This window comes from Streptomyces sp. NPDC002054 (assembly GCF_040296685.1).
Lineage (GTDB): Bacteria > Actinomycetota > Actinomycetes > Streptomycetales > Streptomycetaceae > Streptomyces.
Genome location: NZ_JBEOXT010000057.1, coordinates 23907 through 39174, shown reverse-complemented (window position 1 = coordinate 39174; position 15268 = coordinate 23907). Strand labels below are relative to the sequence as shown.

Here is a 15268-nt window from a genome sequence, read left to right as displayed (position 1 = left end):
TCCTTCCAGCGTGAAGGCGCGAACTGGAGCGAGTGGTGCAGCAGCACGAGATCAAGCTGCCGCGTGCCGTCCTCTGGCAGTTCACGGGAGGGGGGCCGGTTCCCTCGCATCGGCAGGTGGACCAGCGAGCGCGGTGAAGAGGCGGCGAGCTTCCATAGTGCGCCGATTCGCTGAGCGGCATCCTGATCGAGGTAGGCGTCCAGGTGCCTGTCGTGGTCGATGAGCACGGCGTGGACCAGGGGGCGGGCTGGTCGGATGACCTTGAACTCCGTTGATCCGAGCCGTGCTTGGTGGATGGTGATCGGTATTTTCATTGGTTCTCCGGGACACGGCGGCTGACGTCGGCGGCGTAGGAGGCCCAGTCGCCGGCTGATGCCTTCTGCCACTGGACGGCGACTTGGATGTGGATGCCAAGCACTCTGGCGAGGATGGCGGCGGGCAGTTCGGCGGCGAGGGTGAACAGCGCGGTGGAGCGGTTCTGCCGGGGCCGGATCCCGATCTTGTGGAGACGCTGGCCGATCCGGTCGTCGCCGAGCGGGTGTCCGGGGCGGCCGCCGGGAAACAGCCAGGGGACGTCGTCCGGGGTTCCGATCCTGGCTTTGCCTCGGCGGCTCGCGACGAGTTCGCGGACGAGCGCGGCCAGCGGCTCGGGGAGGACGACCGGCGAGGTGCCGAACGTGATCGCGACGGTGCCGTTGTCGAGGTGAACGTCGTCGACGGTGAGCTGGCTGATGGTCGCGATCTTCTGGGCGTAGAGGATCAGCAGCAGTCCGGCGACGCGGTCCGGGGTTGGCAGGGCGTCGTCGTGGAGGAGCCGTCGAGCATCTGACCAGCGTTTCTCGCTGTCGATGGTGCTGAGGGGGCCCGTCCAACGGACGGTGCCGTGATTGGCGTCCAGCACCGTGATCTTGGGCGGATTGGACCAACTGTCGTCGGATGCGCCGGGCACCCGGTCCTCGTACGGGATCCAACTCGTGCTGTCGCGGTGCCATTCGGACGAGGCGATGGTCAGCAGCGGCGTCATCGCGCTACCGCAGGCCACACAGAACCGCGGCACGGGGTCGGTGAGTCCCCATGGGGCCCAGCCACCGATCTTCCAGCCGGGGGCGTGGGACAACGCGTCGTCATAGAGCTCCTGCGGGTCGGCATCATCGACCACGATGCCCGCCGCCCGCCAGGGCGCGGGGTCCGTGATCTGCTGCTTCAACTCCTCGGGGAGTTCCAGGGAATCGGGGTACTCGGTGACCTGCTCCGGCGCGAGCACGCACGGCTCAGGCACGTAGAGGTCCTCGTCCGCGTCGAACGGCTCGGGCGGTGCGGCCAGTACGTCGGTGACATCCGCGGCGGTCCGCCAGGACAACTCGATCGGAATGCTTGAGTCCGGCGCGTGCTCCGAAGGGCACCACAGGACCTGCAGCAGGTCGGTCCGCCCGGGCGGCCGCAGCACGGGTATGTCCCGCGCGTACAGCTGGGCCACGGGCACCAGGGGGTGGAGGCCTTCATGCTCGATGCGGCAGTACCGCCAGGGTTCCTGTGCGGGCCACAGCAGGGGCCCGCCGATCGAGCTGTCGTGCACGGTGGGAGAGCCGGGACGCGGGTGCAGCCGGACCGCTGGGCGGGCCAGCGGGGCCAGCGCGGGGAAGACCGCGGCGATGTCGACCGGCCGTGGCGGGGTGGTACGTGTGCGATTCATGGCGATGATCTTGCCAACACTCTCTGACAGTGGGCCTAACCCAACAGGACGAGCCGCGTCCTTCCTGCGTGCGGCGCACCCTCTGCTGGCGCAAGGCGCAAAGCGGCACAACCGCCTATGCACAACCGACCCCAGCCGTGCACGCGCCAGAGTTCAGAGAACTGAGAGGTCGTTTTCGTCCGACGTTTCATCCCGGGATGGATTGTTTGGTGTCCTTCTTCGGATCGCGCCAGGAGATGGTGTTCTCGCCGCTGAGGCGGCGGGTCATGAGGTCGGTCATGGCGGTGTGGATGACGACTTCGGAGCGGGCAGGGAGGGTCTCGTAGTCGCGTGCCAGGCGGCGGTTGGCTACGTAGGACACTTACGGCTCAGTGGACAGCATGGAGCGTGGCGTGAACGGGTGCCATGATCGTGGCTTGGCGAATGACGGGGGAGGGTGAGTGGAGCGCTACACAGCCGATCAGCTTCGGGTGATTGCGTTCGAGGAGCACGTGCGGGCCCGTCCGGCTATGTACTTCCGTGTTGAGCGGGATAGCTCCGAGCTACCCACTGAGGTGCTTCAGCGGGGTGGTCTGGGACGCGCTGCACCGCCGTGACGGTACGCATGGGCAGATCAGTGTGGAGATCACATCTGACCTCAGCTTCACAGTGGAGGACGATCAACTTCACAGCGTCGACGAGCGACAAAGGCTCCTTCCAGGGTTCTATGAATCGCTGCTCGACAAGGACCGATGGGCTCCTGCAGCAGCAGCCGCGCTCAGCGTCCGCACGTTCATTGAGGTCTGGCTGGACGGCCATGGTCACCGCCAGGAGCTGGCCGGGGTGGCTCCCGTCGGTGTCTGGGAGGAGTGCCCCGCGCGGAGGGCGTACGGAACCAGGACCACGTTCCACCTCGATCCCTCGTACTTCGGCCCGGGCGAGGCCATCGCCTGGGCACTGCGGCCAGAGGAACTGCACGGAGAGGGATGCGAGGCACGCCTCCCATCTGAGACGTTCCCGATTCACGATCTGCGCTCAGGAGCCGACGGCTCAGCGGGCAAGTAGGACTCGTTTCCGTAGCAGGTCGAAGCTGGCGCGGCTGTACATCTGACGTTTCAGCATCTTGATGCGGTTGACATGGCCTTCGACGACTCCGGAGTTCCAGGGCAGTGAGAGGCCGGCGATGACAGCGTCCAGGTCGTGTTCGAGGTGCCGGGCGAACGACTGAAGGGCGGGCAGGTTGGCGGTGCATTCAGGCAGCCGGTGACCTTCCAGCTGGGTGAGCATGTGGGCGAACGAGCGCACGTGTGCGGCCAGGACATCGAGTTCGGGGCACGCGGCCGGGACAGTCTTCAGCTGGATTCGATCTGGTTCCTGTAAAGCGTCGGGGTGGGTGAGGACCCATCGGGTGACGGTGCGGGCCGTCGGCGGCTTCGGACGTTCCGGTCAGACCCATGCGTCCTCTCCCCGTGGAGTTGGGTAACTCGCCTTAGCGAAGGTCCACTTGGAAGTGTGCCGATCGACTGCTGCGGGCGCTTTCCGGAAGTGCTGTCTCTCGTACGGGTGCGGTTCTCTCCCCCGACCGACCAGCATGAATACGCACTCTTGGCCTGACTACCAGCGTCACTCCAGAAGAGCCGCACCCATGCCTGGACGCCGGTTGGGTCGAAACCAGCCCCCGAGCAGACCAGGGAGGCTGCCGTTCTCCGGTGCTGACGGCCTCGGGACCGGCCCCATCCCGCCGCACTCTAAGCGCAGGCGCTGACTGTCAGGCCGGGCCGAACAACCCCAGCTACTGGGAGAGGGACCGGCTCGTTGCCATCGCGTGAGACCAAGGAAGCGCAGCCTAATGGTTCATGTGGTCGACAATGAGTGCATGGACGTCCCTGAGCTGCTCGAATCAGCTTCCCTGCTTGTTCCGGAAGAGACCGCCACTGAGAACGACATCACGGCGCGAGACATCTGGGACTACCTCGTCCACGACGAGTGGGAGATCGCCCTGGGCCTGCTGGAGGAACTCGGGGACGGTCGCTCGCTCCCGCTGGCGTTCTGGGAGAAGCTCGCCGACGCGGCTGGGCAGCTCCGGCTTGAGCGGAGCGCGGCCTGGTGCCATTGGCGGTGCTCCGAGATCCGCAAGGGCGTGATCCGGGCGGATTTGACGCTCCGTCCTGCCGCCGAGGCGCGACGCACGACACCGATTTCCGGCGCCGGTGTTCTGCGACCCATGTGGGACATCGGACACCTCTCGCCCACCGGCGGACGTGCGGTCAGCATCGCCTCGCTCTGGGCTGAGAACATGCCCATTCTGGAGCCAGGCGGGCGAGCCACGGTTCGCCTCGTTCCCCTCACTCCCTCCCACTGGGCGAACGTCCAGCCCGGCCAGCAGATCACCATGCACGAGGACAGAACTGTGGCCGGCACCGCAGTCATCCTGGAGGTTCATCGCCCTTCCACCGCCATCCCCGCGGGATGATGACTGGCTCACAGCCTCACTGCTGGTGCACGGATCTCTGTACTTGGTGGAGCACTCACAGGAGTACGCCTACACGTGCGGTCGACGCAGGCTGCGCGGGCGATGGCCGCCGCCGTCAGCAGGGTCCCGTCGCGCTGGGCGGCGGTGATGGCGGTCTGCACGCGGGTGCGGCGGCGTTCGGTGTCGGCTTGGCGGCCGTCGTTCATGGCGGTGGTCACGGCTGGTGGGTCCCTGGGGGTCGGACGTCGGGCAGGGGCCGGCCGACACGGGGCATGCCGAGGTGCACGGTGCGGGAGCGGCGCACGAGGGCGACGGCCTGCTCGATCGGGGCCCGGTCCTCGGCGGTGAGCTGGTCGAGGTCGGTGGTCACGCGGTCGATCAGCCGGCGGACGTGGCTGATCTCCTCGTTGCTGGGCATGACCTGGGTGCGGGCCCAGTCGTCAGCTTCGAAGGCGGACATCAGGCGTTCCCGGCTACGCAGCAGGTCGGCGAGATGGGCCTTGAGGTCGGGGCTCTGCGCCGCGCGCCAGACCCGGTTGCCGTGCCGGTCGAACCGCAGGGCCGTGACCGGGTCGACGGCCTCGCGGCGCCGCTCGGCGCCGATGCGGTAGTAGCCCTGGGTAGTGGGCGTCGGCATGCCGTTGTGCGTAGCAGTGCCGGTAGGCGTAGGTGAAGATGCGGGCCTTGTCGAACGGCACCAGGCGCGTCACCTGGGTGCCAGCCTCCATGGAGATGACCGGAACGGCGAGGTCGGGAGGTGACTCCACCCACTTCCGGTGGGCGGTGGCGATGTCGCTGACCGGCCTGGTGCCCTCGGGGTTGGTCTTCGGCCGCGGCAACAGCTTCAGGCGGGCCGGTGCGACGTCGGGGAAGCGGCCACGGACTCGTTGCTGCTGGCGTCGGATCACGTCCGCAGTCTGAGGGGCCGCAGGATCTCCGGCCGCAGCTTGTCAGACACTGCCCGACCGCTCGGTCGAGGGCGGTGGCGTGCCGCGCTGCGGCCGGCGTCCCGTGCTGCTCGTAGTAGGCCCGTACGGCGGCGAGGTTCTCCGCGAAGCCGGCGTCGGCGGTGGCGCCTGTCCGTCGACACCACCGAGCGCGAGGTGCTGCTGCGCTACGCCGCCGACTGTCCGAACGCCACCCCCTCGCCTACGCCCCGGCGGAATGGCCGGCCGCAGCGTCCGGGTACGGAAAGGAAGCCTTCAGCATGCCCGGAGATCACCTCCACCATGTGCTCGCCATCGGCCTCGGGAAGCACGAGGTGGAAGGCGTGCCGAGCGTCAGCGGCCTGACCCTGGGGTTCGAGACCCGGTCACGAGCAACCTTCGGACATCAACGTCGTGCGCGGGATGGACAAGAGTCCCGCCTTCACCGACTGGGTGAAGAAGATCTTGGCGGAGCAGAAGCCCGACGAGGAGCACCCGGATCTGACCGTCACGCAGTACGACCCGCAAGGACAGCCGGCGCACCGCGTCACGCTCAACGGCGCCAGGGCCACTGGCTGGGACGGCGCCGGCCTCGACTCCGCCGGCAGCGATCTGGCGAAAGAGACCGTCACGATCGCCTACAAGCAGATCACCATCGAGCAGCACGCCGCCCGCCCGGGGCCACGTGCACCTGACCGCCAGCCCCTGAGCAGGGGGCGCGCCGGCGCGTCGTCCTCACACGCCCGGTGCAGGAAGCCCAACTGATGTGCCGGGAACGGGAACCGGAGTGATCGTGCCGACGTGAATGTCGGTTACGGGGCTTAGCGTGCACGGACGGAAGCGGGGGGCCGTTCATGCACGGATGCATGATCCCGGACACACACATGACGTGTGCCAGGGCAGGGCCCCACGGTTCGATCCTCAGGGGGGATCTTGACTACATCGCACCGCACGTCACCGCAGCGCAGACGGCTGCGTGCCCTGGCCGCTGGGAGCGTTCTCGCCCTGGCCGCCGGCGCCCTGGCCGCCGCACCGAGCGTCGCCGCGCCGAGCCTGGGCGCACCGAGCCTGGGCGCGCCGAGTATCGCCGCGCCGAGCTTGACCGTGCCGAGCCCGGCCGTGCCGGCGCCGGCACCGTCCGCCGTGACCGGAACGGCCCGCGGCCATGGGCTCCCGACCGTCGTCATGCCGGCCCGGGTCCCGGCCCGGGTGGCCGCTGCCGCCAAGCCGCGGCACGACGTCGACGGCGACGGCGTCAGCGACATGATCGTCATGGAGTACGACCAGGTCACGGCCGTCTACCTGTCATCGATCAAGGCCTGGAGCGAGTACACGGTCTACAAGACCGATCCGGATCCCGAGGCCTCGTTCAAGGACCTGCTGCCGGTGGGCGACGTCGGCGGCACCACCCAGCCCGAACTCCTCTCACTCACCTTCGACGGCGTGCTCACGCTCTACGAGGCGGGCGTGAAGAGCACCTCGGCGCCCCTGTGGTCGGGCCGCGGCTGGCAGATCTACAACCGCCTCATCGCCACCGGCGATCTGACCGGCGACCGCCGCCCCGATCTGCTGGCCCGGGACCCCGCCGGTGACCTGTGGCTGTACACCGGAACCGGGACGGTCAGCAAGCCGTTCAACTCCCGGGTCAAGGTCGCTTCCGGCTGGGGGATCTACGACCAGATCGTCGGCGCCAACGACGTCGACGGCGACGGCATCGGCGACGTCCTCACTCGTAACCTGGCCGGCGAACTGTGGTTCCACAAGGGAGCCGGCAGCGCCACCGCCCCGCTCAAGCCCGGCGTCAAGGTCAGCACCGGCTGGAACAAGTACAACGTGATCACCGGCTCGGACGACGGTGACGGCGACGGCCGCAGCGACCTGCTCGCCCGCGACCACGACGGCGTGGAGTACTGGTTCAAGTCGATCGGCGGCGGCAAGTTCGCCGCACCCGCCTACTTCGGCAGCGGCTACGAACGCAACAAGTTCATCGTCGGCGCGGGCACCACATCGCTCTTCGGCAAGGGCCAGAACGTGATGACCCAGGCCGACAACGTCCTGGCCAAGTACTACGCCCTGGCCAACGGCGACTACCTGTCGCCGCCGGTCGCGGCCGGCAAGGAGACGCCTGGCTCCCGCAACACGTATGCCACGGGCCTCAACAGCCACAACCACGCCAGCTACGTGCAGAACATCGGCACCGACCTCTACGTCCGCGGCGTGAAGGTCAGCACGTCGTGGAACTACACCATGATGGCCGGCCCCGGCGACCTCACCGGCGACGGGAAGGGCGACCTGGTCAGCCGTGACTCCGCCGGCGTCCTGTGGCTGCACCCCGGCGACGGCCTGCTATATACGAAGTTCGGCACGCGCATCAAGGTCGGCACCGGCTGGAACGGCTACAACACCCTCGTCGGCGCCGGCGACTACTCCGGCGACGGGCGGCCCGACCTGCTCGCCCGGGACTCCGCCGGCGGCCTCTTCCTCTACAAGGGCACCGGCACGGCCAGCGCGCCGTTCGCCGCCCGGGAGCAGGTCGGCAGCGGCTTCAACCAGTACGACACGCTGTTCGTCCCGGGCGACATCAACGGCGACAGCAAGGGCGACCTGATGGCCCGCCTCCCGGGAGGCGTCGTGTACACGTACACCTCGACGGGTAAGACCGGCACCGCGACCTTCGCCCCCCGGGTGAAGTTCGGCACCGGGTGGCACATCTACAAGAGCATGCTCTGACCCTCGCGGCCCCGGGCCGCTGAGAGCGACGGCGCGGGCCCGCCCGCCGGCCCCGGCCGGCTACCGGGCCCGCGCCCGACTCCGCCAGACGCTCAGCGCGCTCCGCCTGGTGCGCCACGGCGTTCGGGGGCAGTGGTCGGGGCGGCGCACGCGGGGGTACGTCCAAGCCGCAGAATGTCGACATCCACTTAGAAAGGAGTCCTTTCCATTCATGGTCGGACGTGTCAATCTGACTGGCGCCAAGATCGCCAAGCGTTCGGCTGGTTGCTTGGTGGTCGACGGCCGCGGCCCGCGTTTCCCCTGGCTGCGCTCCGTACCTGGCCTCGACAGGCCATCTGACAAAGGAGCAACGACACCAATGCGACCTACTGTTCGCGCGGGCCGCCGCAGGCCCCGCGCTCCGCGCGTCCTGTCCAGACTTGTGGCCGTGCTGGCTGCGGCGTTCGTCACGCTCACCACGCTGAGCGCGGTCCCGGCCCCGGCCGCGGCGGCGGACCAGGAGATCTGCGGGCACTGGGTCCGCGGTGCAATCCTCGACAAGTACCTCAGCATGGGTGGCTGGAACTCGCAGCTGAAGTGTCCGACCACGGAAGAGCTGCCCACGCCGGATGGCCGGGGCGCGTTCACGGTGTTCGAGGGAGGGTCGATCTACTGGTCGGCCGCCGCCGGCGCGCACCCGGTATGGGGCGCGGTGCGTGACGCCTGGGCGCGCCAGGGCTGGGAGGGCGGCAAGTTCGGCTACCCGGTCGGCGACGAGTTACGGAACCCGGACGGCCAGGGCATCCGGCAGCAGTTCCAAGGCGGGACGTTCTACTGGCACCCCACGAAGACCGCGCGCGCGTACGGGGTGACCGGCCGGATCGGCCAGCTCTGGGCGCAGTGGGGATATGAGCGCGGGGCCTTCGGCTATCCGACGTCCGACGAGTACGTCACCGAGGCCATCGGCGGCTTCGGGTCCCAGCACACGGGTGTACGCCAGAACTACGAGAACACCAGGTTCATCGTCTGGAGCGGCGGCCACAGCGACGGCTACTACGTCTGCCGCAGCGAGTGCGTCGGCTACGGCGGGATGACCAACAAGCCGTGGGTGGCGAAGACCGAGATCTACCACAGCCTGGCCTCCACCCCGGACCCGTACGCGGGCAAGCGCTCCGTCCATGTGACGCCGACCGAGGTCGGGTTCAGCCACGCGGACGACCATCTGCAGGAGTTGTGGAACCAGGTGTGGTCGGTCATCCCGTCGCCCTCGCCCGCGTTCAGTGCGGAGGAGCAGGACGTCGTCAGCAAACAGCTCTACTGCCACTCGGTCTTCGCGTTCCGCGATCCCTTCGGCGACGACCGCTTCGGCGGACCGACCTGGGACCTGGAGACCTGGCGCCCCAACTGGGAATGGGACTCCGCCAAGTGGCTGAAGGCCAAGTGCAACCCGGGCTGGCCCGCGGAGGAGTGAGCCCTCGGCGACGATGACCTGAGCCCCTAGGAGGAGCGGCCCCCTGGCAGCCGTGGGTGGTGCTCACCACCGGCGCGCCCGCCCAGGGGGCCGTTTCTGAACCCTCGTATGGGCAGGTAAGGCCCTTGGACGTTGTCTCACGTGGCAAGTTTCACGAGGTTCTTGTAGCAGGTCAGGGCGGCGGCCATGGCCAGGCCTCGGCTCTGCCAGTCGTTGGGGACCACGTACGGGATCTTGAGACCACGAGCAGCCCATGGCAGGCTCATGCCGCATGATCGATGAATTCGCGAAAGACAACCTGCACGGGAGACTGCGGCGGGACCGCAAGGCGCTGCTCTGGAAACTCGACGGCTTGTCCGAATACGACGCCCGCCGCCCTTTGACAGCGACCGGGACCAACCTCCTCGGCCTGGTCAAACACGTGGCCACCGTCGAGGCCAGGTACTTCGGCGAGGTCTTCGACCGCCCGTCCCCGGAACCGCTGCCCCGGTGGCAGGACTCCAACGGCAGCGATCTGTGGGCGACCGAGGACGAGACCCGCGATCAGGTCATCGGATTCTACCGGCGCACGTGGGAACACTCGGACGCGACGATCAACGAGCTTTCCCTCGACGCCCCCGGCCACGTGCCGTGGTGGCCGGAGCCTTATGCCGACACGAACCTGTTCGCCATCATGGTCCATGTCCTCGGCGAGTCCATCCGGCATGCCGGGCACGCCGATATCCTGCGCGAGGGCCTCGACGGCCGGACCGGGTTGCGCGCCGAACACGAGACGCAGATCGACGAGGAAGCCCGTGCAGCCTACTGCGCGAAGATCGAGCAGGCCGCCAGGTCGGCCGCACCAATCAAGGCTTAGAAGTTGTCTCACGTGACGTGATGTTCGTGCGGCATGCTGCCGGTCGTGGGCGCTGATCTATCGAAGCGTCTGGTTCCTGATGAACTCTGGGAGCCGGCCGCCCCGTTGCTGCCGTCATTCGCTGCTCGTCCGCAGGGTAGTGGGATTGCCCCGTGTGACGAGCGGGCCGTGTTCACGGCAGTGGTGTACGCGCTGACCAGCGGCTGTGCCTGGCGGCATCTGCCGCCGCCGCTCGGCACGTCGCCCGCCACCGCGCATCGCCGCTTCACGGTATGGACCGAGGCCGGCCTGCGGCGTCGGCTGCACCGGGCGGTGCTGGACGAACTCGGGGCCCGCGGCGAGGTGGACTCGACCTCGGCGATCGTCGACGCGGCCTCCGTTCGCGCCAAAAAGGGGGGATCGCTGACCGGGCCGAACCCGGTCGATCGCGGCAGAAGGGCAGCAAGCTGCACGTGTTGGGTGGCAGCCCGCCGGACCGGAGGTCGTGGCTCGCCGGTGCCAGAGCCCGAACCGCCCGAGGAGTTTGCCGATCTCCGCCACTGGTCCTGCTTGCCCGGGTGTGACGGCGAGCCCAGCCGTGAGGCAGGCACGACGTCACCGAACAGTAGGGCGCCTCGCCCCTGGGTCAGCGGTGCGCGGGTTGACGCAACTTTGCCTTCAGAGCGACGTCTTCGGGTGTGATGCGAAGAATTCCTAGATGAGATCGGTCGCATTGACGCCCGTCACTGGATCGCCCATTCTCTGGTCCTTGCTGCCCGGCCAGTCGTGGCCCATGTCCGGGAGGCGGTAGGTCGTGAACTCCGACCTGTCACGGCATTTCGCCAACGTGCGTGTGTTGTTGCCCTTGACCTTGTCGGGCTGTCCTGCCTTGCAATCCAGACGTTCCGTCCAGGACTTGATGCCCTGCTCGAATTCGTCGTAGTGCTTGTCGAGACCGCCGACAAAGGTGGCGACGGACACCGGAGTCTTCGGCATGTACGAGGGATTCTGCGCGGCAGGGCCGATGTAGCCGCCGCTGACCGGGGCGATCGCGGCCAGCGTGTCCGGGAGCTCGACGGCGAGTTTGTAGGACATGTCCGCGCCGTTGGAGATACCGGTGGCGTAGATGCGCTGAGGGTCGGCCTTCCATGTGTCGACGAGGTGCTTCGTCATCGTGCCGATGAAGCCGATGTCGTCCTCGGCGCCGCAGCAGATGAGTGCGTTGTACGCCTGATCCATTCCGTTCGGATAGGCGACGAGGAAGCCTTCCTTGTCGGCCTTGGCGTTGAAGCCGGTCAGTTCGGCCGCATAGGTGCCGTCGGCCGGGTAGGGGTGCATGACAACGATCAGGGGGAGTCGCTCGGTCGGCGTGTAGTTGGGCGGAGCATGGACTGTGTATTCCCGCTGCTTGCCCTTCCAGGTCATGGTGACCTTCTGATCGCCGGGCCGCGGCGTCTCTCTTGCCGGCTGCTCCGCCGAAGGCTGCTAGGCCTTCTCCCTCCCTGTACCGCCGTCGTCCGTGTGCCCGCTGCAGCCAGCCAGAGGAAACAGCAGGCCCAGAGCGGCGATTCGTAAACAGCGTGTCCGCATGGGGGCATGGTGGCAGCGGCGCGCCGGGCGGTCCAGAGGAATGGATGGTTCTAGCACACATGAGTTCGGTGCACGCGCAACGGGCCCCTACCGCTCGGCCGGCACGACGGCTCAATGACAGAGAGAGGCCAACAGTTTGGTTCCCACTTCGCCGGCGCGGCCAGGAACGACGTGATCTGCCCCTTCGGCAGCGACGACTGCATCAGCGCGGCCGACGGGCACCGGCATACCGTCTACGCCGACTCAGGCACGCCTCGCCGCCGCCAACGCAAGCGCACGACCGTCCTGTCGTACGGACCCGGGACGTCGTGGGCGTCGCCGCTCCTCCTCGCGGTGGCTGCCAACGGGGCGGTCGGGCGTCAGGCACTCGATTGCCAGCGGGTCGGTCAGTCCTGCGACAGACGTGGGACGTGGCCTGCGGCCTTCTGGACCGCGGCTTCGAGTTCGCCGCGGTCCACACCGGTCGTCTCCGCGTGGTCGGTCAAGGCGACGTCCAGCTCCTCCGCGGCCTTACGCCAGTCCTCCCACGCGTCCCGCCAGGTCACGCGCTGCTCGGTCGGTCCACTTCTGAGGCGCGTCGCCGAGTTCCTCCTGAAGGCGCTTCACCTCAGCCGCCGCGCGTTCCCCCAGCCTGCCTTCGTCCCGTCAATCCGCCGGCGCCGATCGAGCAGGCCCGTACACAGCGCCGCCGCCAGGGCGCGGCGACCGAGGCCGCCGCCCTGCGCCGGGCCGCGCCGGCAAGGCCGGCCTGCAGGTGCCAATCGCCGGGCCTGTGGACGGCGTGACGGTGACTTGTGGTGCTGCTCCACGTAGATGGACCTGAAAACGGTCACCGTGGCGCGCAAGGCCCAGGGGTGGGTTGGCGTCAGCCAGGTTCAGGAGGCTGTCGCTGTTTGTACCCGGCGGGCATCGGATCTTGGCTGTCATGGAGTGATCATGCCGCTCCCGCGAGGCGTCTCTTGGGAGGTGCCTGGCTGTTACGAAGCGTGGCTGTTCACGTGATCCATTGGTGGCCGGGTTCTGCGGCAAGAACCGCTGACCAGAGCAGCAGTCGGGCCTGGAGGATTGGCTGAAATGGAAGAGCTGGAACAGCCCGCAGTGAGCTACGACGGGGTTGAGTTCCCGGACGCACGCCTGCAGATGGCTTCGATGCTGAGCTCGCTGGCCAGTCCCGAACATCAGCAGCGTGTGTGGTTGGCCGAGGTTCGGGGACCGGCTGACGTGGATGACCTCACCATGGTCGTCAACTTCCTCGATGACACCCGCGTCTTGGAGGATCCGGAGGGAGTAGTCGGAGAGGTGCTTCGGAATGAGAACGAGGCGCGGGCAATGCGTGAGCTCTCGGATGTGCTCTACCCATTGATCGATGAGCTGGGGGATGCGCCTGACTCGGTCTACCTTGCCTCGCGACGGTGGCCATTGGTCGTGGAGGCAGCCAGAAGAGCGCTGAGCAGCATGGTGTGACCGGACACCCGACCACGCATGGCTGGTGATGGGGCGAGTGGAGCGGACCCGTCCGAGGAACCAGCCGCTGCCTGCGCTGGGCTGAGTGACGGCGGCCTGCAAGGCCCTTTTTGAGGGTGCGCAGGCCGCCGTTCGCGTCCCCGTCCTGCCGTATGGATGAACTCCAGCGCCCCCACTCTTGACCAGGCCCACGGGAAGGTCCGTACGGGGCCGGCCTCGGTGAGGCGGTCCGACGGGGCCGGGAGGGGGGTCCTGGACCGGTTGTTCGGCGGGGCGCTGGCCCTGCATGTCGCGCCTCGCCGGACGCTGCGCGGCCCGCGGGGGCGGGGCGGCGGGGGCCGGGCGCGGGGTCCGGATCTCCGGAGCGCGGCCGGCCGGGGTGGGCTCGGGTTCGGGCAGGCGGGAGAGCGGCAGTGCTGTCCCGGTGTCGAGCCGCGCGGGCCGGGGCGCGGCCGGGGGCCTGTGGTCCGCCGGTACCGAGGCGGCAGAGGCGGGCCGGCTCTGGCCAGGAAGCACGTACGGATCACACATGGTTCCGCTCGCCGGAGGCGTGGGACAGCAAGTAGGCGGTGTTGTGCTGGCTACATCATTCCGCTTCCTGATGGGCCACGGCCTGACCTGGTCGACTTCCGTGGGAGGGTCGCAAAGATCAACACGCCACTCCGTCAGACGCCTGACCAGTTACGGCAGATCAGTCCGTCGCTCCGCGGACGTCCTTTCCCTGCTCGGCGAACGCCTTGAAGTCCTGCATGTGCTGTTGCGACTGCTTGCGGAAGGCGCCGGGCATCAGAAGTCCCACCAGCTTCATCAGGAAGCCGCTGAACTGGTATTCGTTCTCGCTCTCCCAGAGCGTCGTTTCCGGGCCGGCTTCGGTCAGCCGGTCGCGCACGGCGCTCCACATGCCCTCGCCGACGATCTCGCGGTCGAAGTGAACGACGCTCGTTTTCGGGATCTCGCGCAGGTCTTCCGGTTCCCGGCGTGTGATGGTCTCGGTGCACTCGATCTTCCGCTGGCCCATCTTCATCACGACCCGCGACTTGGTGCCGAGCTGCCCGTGCTCCCCACTCAGCGGCTCGTGCAGCACCAGACCCCGCAGCCATTTCGGCAGGTGTGCCGGGTCGGCGAGCAGCTGGACCACCTTCTCCCGCGGCAGGGCGATCTCGATGGAGACGGTGTATTTCATGGTGCGCATCATTCCCTTTGGGGCAACGTGCTTTTGTGCTGCTCGTCGTGCTCCTCGGCTGAGGGCACTGCATTCTGCTTCCGTAAGGTAAAGGGTAGCGAGGTACGGGGCGAGTATCTCCAGTGCCTCTGCCTGTCGGCCCTGTTCGCCGAGCAGCCGTGCCCACTCCCGCGCGCAAATCCAGGCCAGGTGCTTGCCGCGGGCCTGATCGACGAGGTGCGCATGGATGTCGTACCCGTCGTGTTCGGGTCCGGCAAGCGCTACTTCGGGTCGGTCCACGCGCAGCACCTGTTGGAGGATCCTGACGTGGTGATTCAGGGCGACCGGGTGCTTCACCTGCGCTATCGGGTGCGCCGTTGACTGATCTGAGCGGGTACGCGAAGAAGTCCGCTGCGAACGGTGACACAAGATCGGGCCTCCGGCTGCGTTTACGGAGTTGATCGGGGAGCGGGCAGGCCCAGCAGGACGGGAGCGCCGGGCCGCCGCGTCGATTTGGTTGATCTTGGCTTCGGCGCCGGCGAGGCTGGTGCGGAGCCCCTCGATCTCGCCGAGCCAGCCTTCCCGCTCGGCCTCGGCAATCCGATCCAAGGGGTTGTCGCGGATCTCCGCCAGCCTGCTGCGCTGGGCCGGGTCGGGGCGTAGGAGGGAGCAGCGAACGCAGGCATCCGATGCCCACTGCTGCGGTCCGACCCCGCCCAGCGCCGCCGCCTTGTCGACATTCGCGACAACCTCATCGCCCGAATCGCCGAAGCCGAACGCGAAGGTTGGGGCGGAGAAGCCGAAGGACCCAAGGTCAGCCTGGGAGCGGCGGCAAACGCCAAGCTCGCACAGCTCGACAACCTGCTCGCCCGCCGCTCGGCAGCCGTCAACCTGGGCATGCCCAACTTCGCCGACATCGCCACGCGCACCACCACAGCGGCGACGGACCGACGACAGCCCTGCATA

At 68.0% G+C, this 15268-nt stretch carries 13 protein-coding genes and 5 pseudogenes; 9 read left to right on the top strand and 9 right to left on the bottom strand.

Going from position 1 to position 15268, the window contains the following annotated elements; all coding sequences use genetic code 11:
* From ABT123_RS34745 to ABT123_RS34735, 3 genes and pseudogenes are all read right to left on the bottom strand, one after another.
* A pseudogene (locus ABT123_RS34745) lies at positions 1-314 on the bottom strand (hypothetical protein); the annotation flags it as partial.
* Positions 311-1693 (bottom strand): site-specific integrase, encoded by a 1383-nt coding sequence (locus ABT123_RS34740; RefSeq protein ID WP_351322098.1) that lies wholly within the window; start codon positions 1691-1693, stop codon positions 311-313. The gene ABT123_RS34740 and the pseudogene ABT123_RS34745, both read right to left, overlap by 4 nt.
* Positions 1694-1880: 187 nt before the next feature.
* Positions 1881-2039 (bottom strand): annotated as a pseudogene (locus ABT123_RS34735) (IS5 family transposase); the annotation flags it as partial.
* 221 nt (positions 2040-2260) lie between these two features.
* Between ABT123_RS34735 and ABT123_RS34730 the strand changes: the two are divergent.
* Positions 2261-2737, top strand: coding sequence for an ATP-binding protein (locus ABT123_RS34730; protein ID WP_351322096.1), 477 nt, complete (start codon positions 2261-2263; stop codon positions 2735-2737).
* Here ABT123_RS34730 and ABT123_RS34725 read toward each other — a convergent pair.
* Positions 2723-2959: a hypothetical protein gene (locus ABT123_RS34725; RefSeq protein WP_351322102.1), complete on the bottom strand. Its 237-nt coding sequence runs from the start codon at positions 2957-2959 to the stop codon at positions 2723-2725. The genes ABT123_RS34730 and ABT123_RS34725 overlap by 15 nt on opposite strands.
* Positions 2960-3548: 589 nt before the next feature.
* Between ABT123_RS34725 and ABT123_RS34720 the strand changes: the two genes are divergently transcribed.
* On the top strand, positions 3549-4145 hold the full coding sequence (locus tag ABT123_RS34720; RefSeq protein ID WP_351322094.1) for a hypothetical protein: 597 nt from the start codon (positions 3549-3551) through the stop codon (positions 4143-4145).
* 214 nt (positions 4146-4359) lie between these two features.
* On the opposite strand, the gene ABT123_RS34715 is transcribed toward ABT123_RS34720, so the two are convergent.
* On the bottom strand, positions 4360-4782 hold the full coding sequence (locus ABT123_RS34715) for a hypothetical protein (protein WP_351322092.1): 423 nt from the start codon (positions 4780-4782) through the stop codon (positions 4360-4362).
* Between the two features lie 682 nt (positions 4783-5464).
* On the opposite strand from ABT123_RS34715, the pseudogene ABT123_RS34710 reads away from it, so the two are divergent.
* From ABT123_RS34710 to ABT123_RS34700, 3 genes and pseudogenes are all read left to right on the top strand, one after another.
* Positions 5465-5836 (top strand): annotated as a pseudogene (locus ABT123_RS34710) (phage tail protein); the annotation flags it as partial.
* A 168-nt stretch (positions 5837-6004) separates the two neighbouring features.
* Positions 6005-7801: an FG-GAP repeat domain-containing protein gene (locus ABT123_RS34705; protein ID WP_351322090.1), complete on the top strand. Its 1797-nt coding sequence runs from the start codon at positions 6005-6007 to the stop codon at positions 7799-7801.
* Between the two features lie 427 nt (positions 7802-8228).
* Positions 8229-9251, top strand: a complete 1023-nt coding sequence (locus ABT123_RS34700; protein WP_351322088.1) for a DUF2599 domain-containing protein — start codon at positions 8229-8231, stop codon at positions 9249-9251.
* Positions 9252-9388: 137 nt separating this feature from the next.
* Here the strand turns inward: ABT123_RS34700 and ABT123_RS34695 are convergent, their stop codons facing one another.
* Positions 9389-9517 (bottom strand): hypothetical protein, encoded by a 129-nt coding sequence (locus tag ABT123_RS34695; protein ID WP_351322086.1) that lies wholly within the window; start codon positions 9515-9517, stop codon positions 9389-9391.
* Between the two features lie 5 nt (positions 9518-9522).
* Here ABT123_RS34695 and ABT123_RS34690 point away from each other — a divergent pair, with 5 nt between their 5' ends.
* Positions 9523-10107 (top strand): DinB family protein, encoded by a 585-nt coding sequence (locus ABT123_RS34690; protein WP_351322084.1) that lies wholly within the window; start codon positions 9523-9525, stop codon positions 10105-10107.
* Positions 10108-10140: 33 nt separating this feature from the next.
* Positions 10141-10788 (top strand): transposase, encoded by a 648-nt coding sequence (locus tag ABT123_RS34685; RefSeq protein WP_351322082.1) that lies wholly within the window; start codon positions 10141-10143, stop codon positions 10786-10788.
* A gap of 12 nt (positions 10789-10800) precedes the next feature.
* On the opposite strand, the gene ABT123_RS34680 is transcribed toward ABT123_RS34685, so the two are convergent.
* Positions 10801-11511, bottom strand: coding sequence for a CE1 family esterase (locus ABT123_RS34680; protein WP_351322080.1), 711 nt, complete (start codon positions 11509-11511; stop codon positions 10801-10803).
* Positions 11512-12062: 551 nt separating this feature from the next.
* Complete coding sequence (locus tag ABT123_RS34675; protein ID WP_351322078.1) at positions 12063-12221, bottom strand: hypothetical protein; 159 nt, start codon at positions 12219-12221, stop codon at positions 12063-12065.
* Positions 12222-12750: 529 nt separating this feature from the next.
* On the opposite strand from ABT123_RS34675, the gene ABT123_RS34670 reads away from it, so the two are divergent.
* Positions 12751-13140, top strand: a complete 390-nt coding sequence (locus ABT123_RS34670; protein ID WP_351322076.1) for an SCO4402 family protein — start codon at positions 12751-12753, stop codon at positions 13138-13140.
* Between the two features lie 691 nt (positions 13141-13831).
* Here ABT123_RS34670 and ABT123_RS34665 read toward each other — a convergent pair.
* A pseudogene (locus ABT123_RS34665) lies at positions 13832-14308 on the bottom strand (SRPBCC family protein); the annotation flags it as partial.
* Between the two features lie 198 nt (positions 14309-14506).
* Between ABT123_RS34665 and ABT123_RS34660 the strand changes: the two are divergent.
* Positions 14507-14683 (top strand): annotated as a pseudogene (locus ABT123_RS34660) (dihydrofolate reductase); the annotation flags it as partial.
* Between the last annotated feature and the right edge of the window lie 585 nt (positions 14684-15268).

Bases quoted from the DNA above. Each gene is read 5' to 3' on its own strand.
- ABT123_RS34670 (WP_351322076.1), top strand. From the start codon at position 12,751: ATGGAAGAGCTGGAACAGCCCGCAGTGAGCTACGACGGGGTTGAGTTC.
- ABT123_RS34685 (WP_351322082.1), top strand. From the start codon at position 10,141: ATGCTGCCGGTCGTGGGCGCTGATCTATCGAAGCGTCTGGTTCCTGAT.
- ABT123_RS34740 (WP_351322098.1), bottom strand. From the start codon at position 1,693: ATGAATCGCACACGTACCACCCCGCCACGGCCGGTCGACATCGCCGCG.
- ABT123_RS34680 (WP_351322080.1), bottom strand. From the start codon at position 11,511: ATGACCTGGAAGGGCAAGCAGCGGGAATACACAGTCCATGCTCCGCCC.
- ABT123_RS34690 (WP_351322084.1), top strand. From the start codon at position 9,523: ATGATCGATGAATTCGCGAAAGACAACCTGCACGGGAGACTGCGGCGG.
- ABT123_RS34725 (WP_351322102.1), bottom strand. From the start codon at position 2,959: ATGCTCACCCAGCTGGAAGGTCACCGGCTGCCTGAATGCACCGCCAAC.
- ABT123_RS34715 (WP_351322092.1), bottom strand. From the start codon at position 4,782: ATGCCGACGCCCACTACCCAGGGCTACTACCGCATCGGCGCCGAGCGG.
- ABT123_RS34720 (WP_351322094.1), top strand. From the start codon at position 3,549: ATGGACGTCCCTGAGCTGCTCGAATCAGCTTCCCTGCTTGTTCCGGAA.
- ABT123_RS34695 (WP_351322086.1), bottom strand. From the start codon at position 9,517: ATGAGCCTGCCATGGGCTGCTCGTGGTCTCAAGATCCCGTACGTGGTC.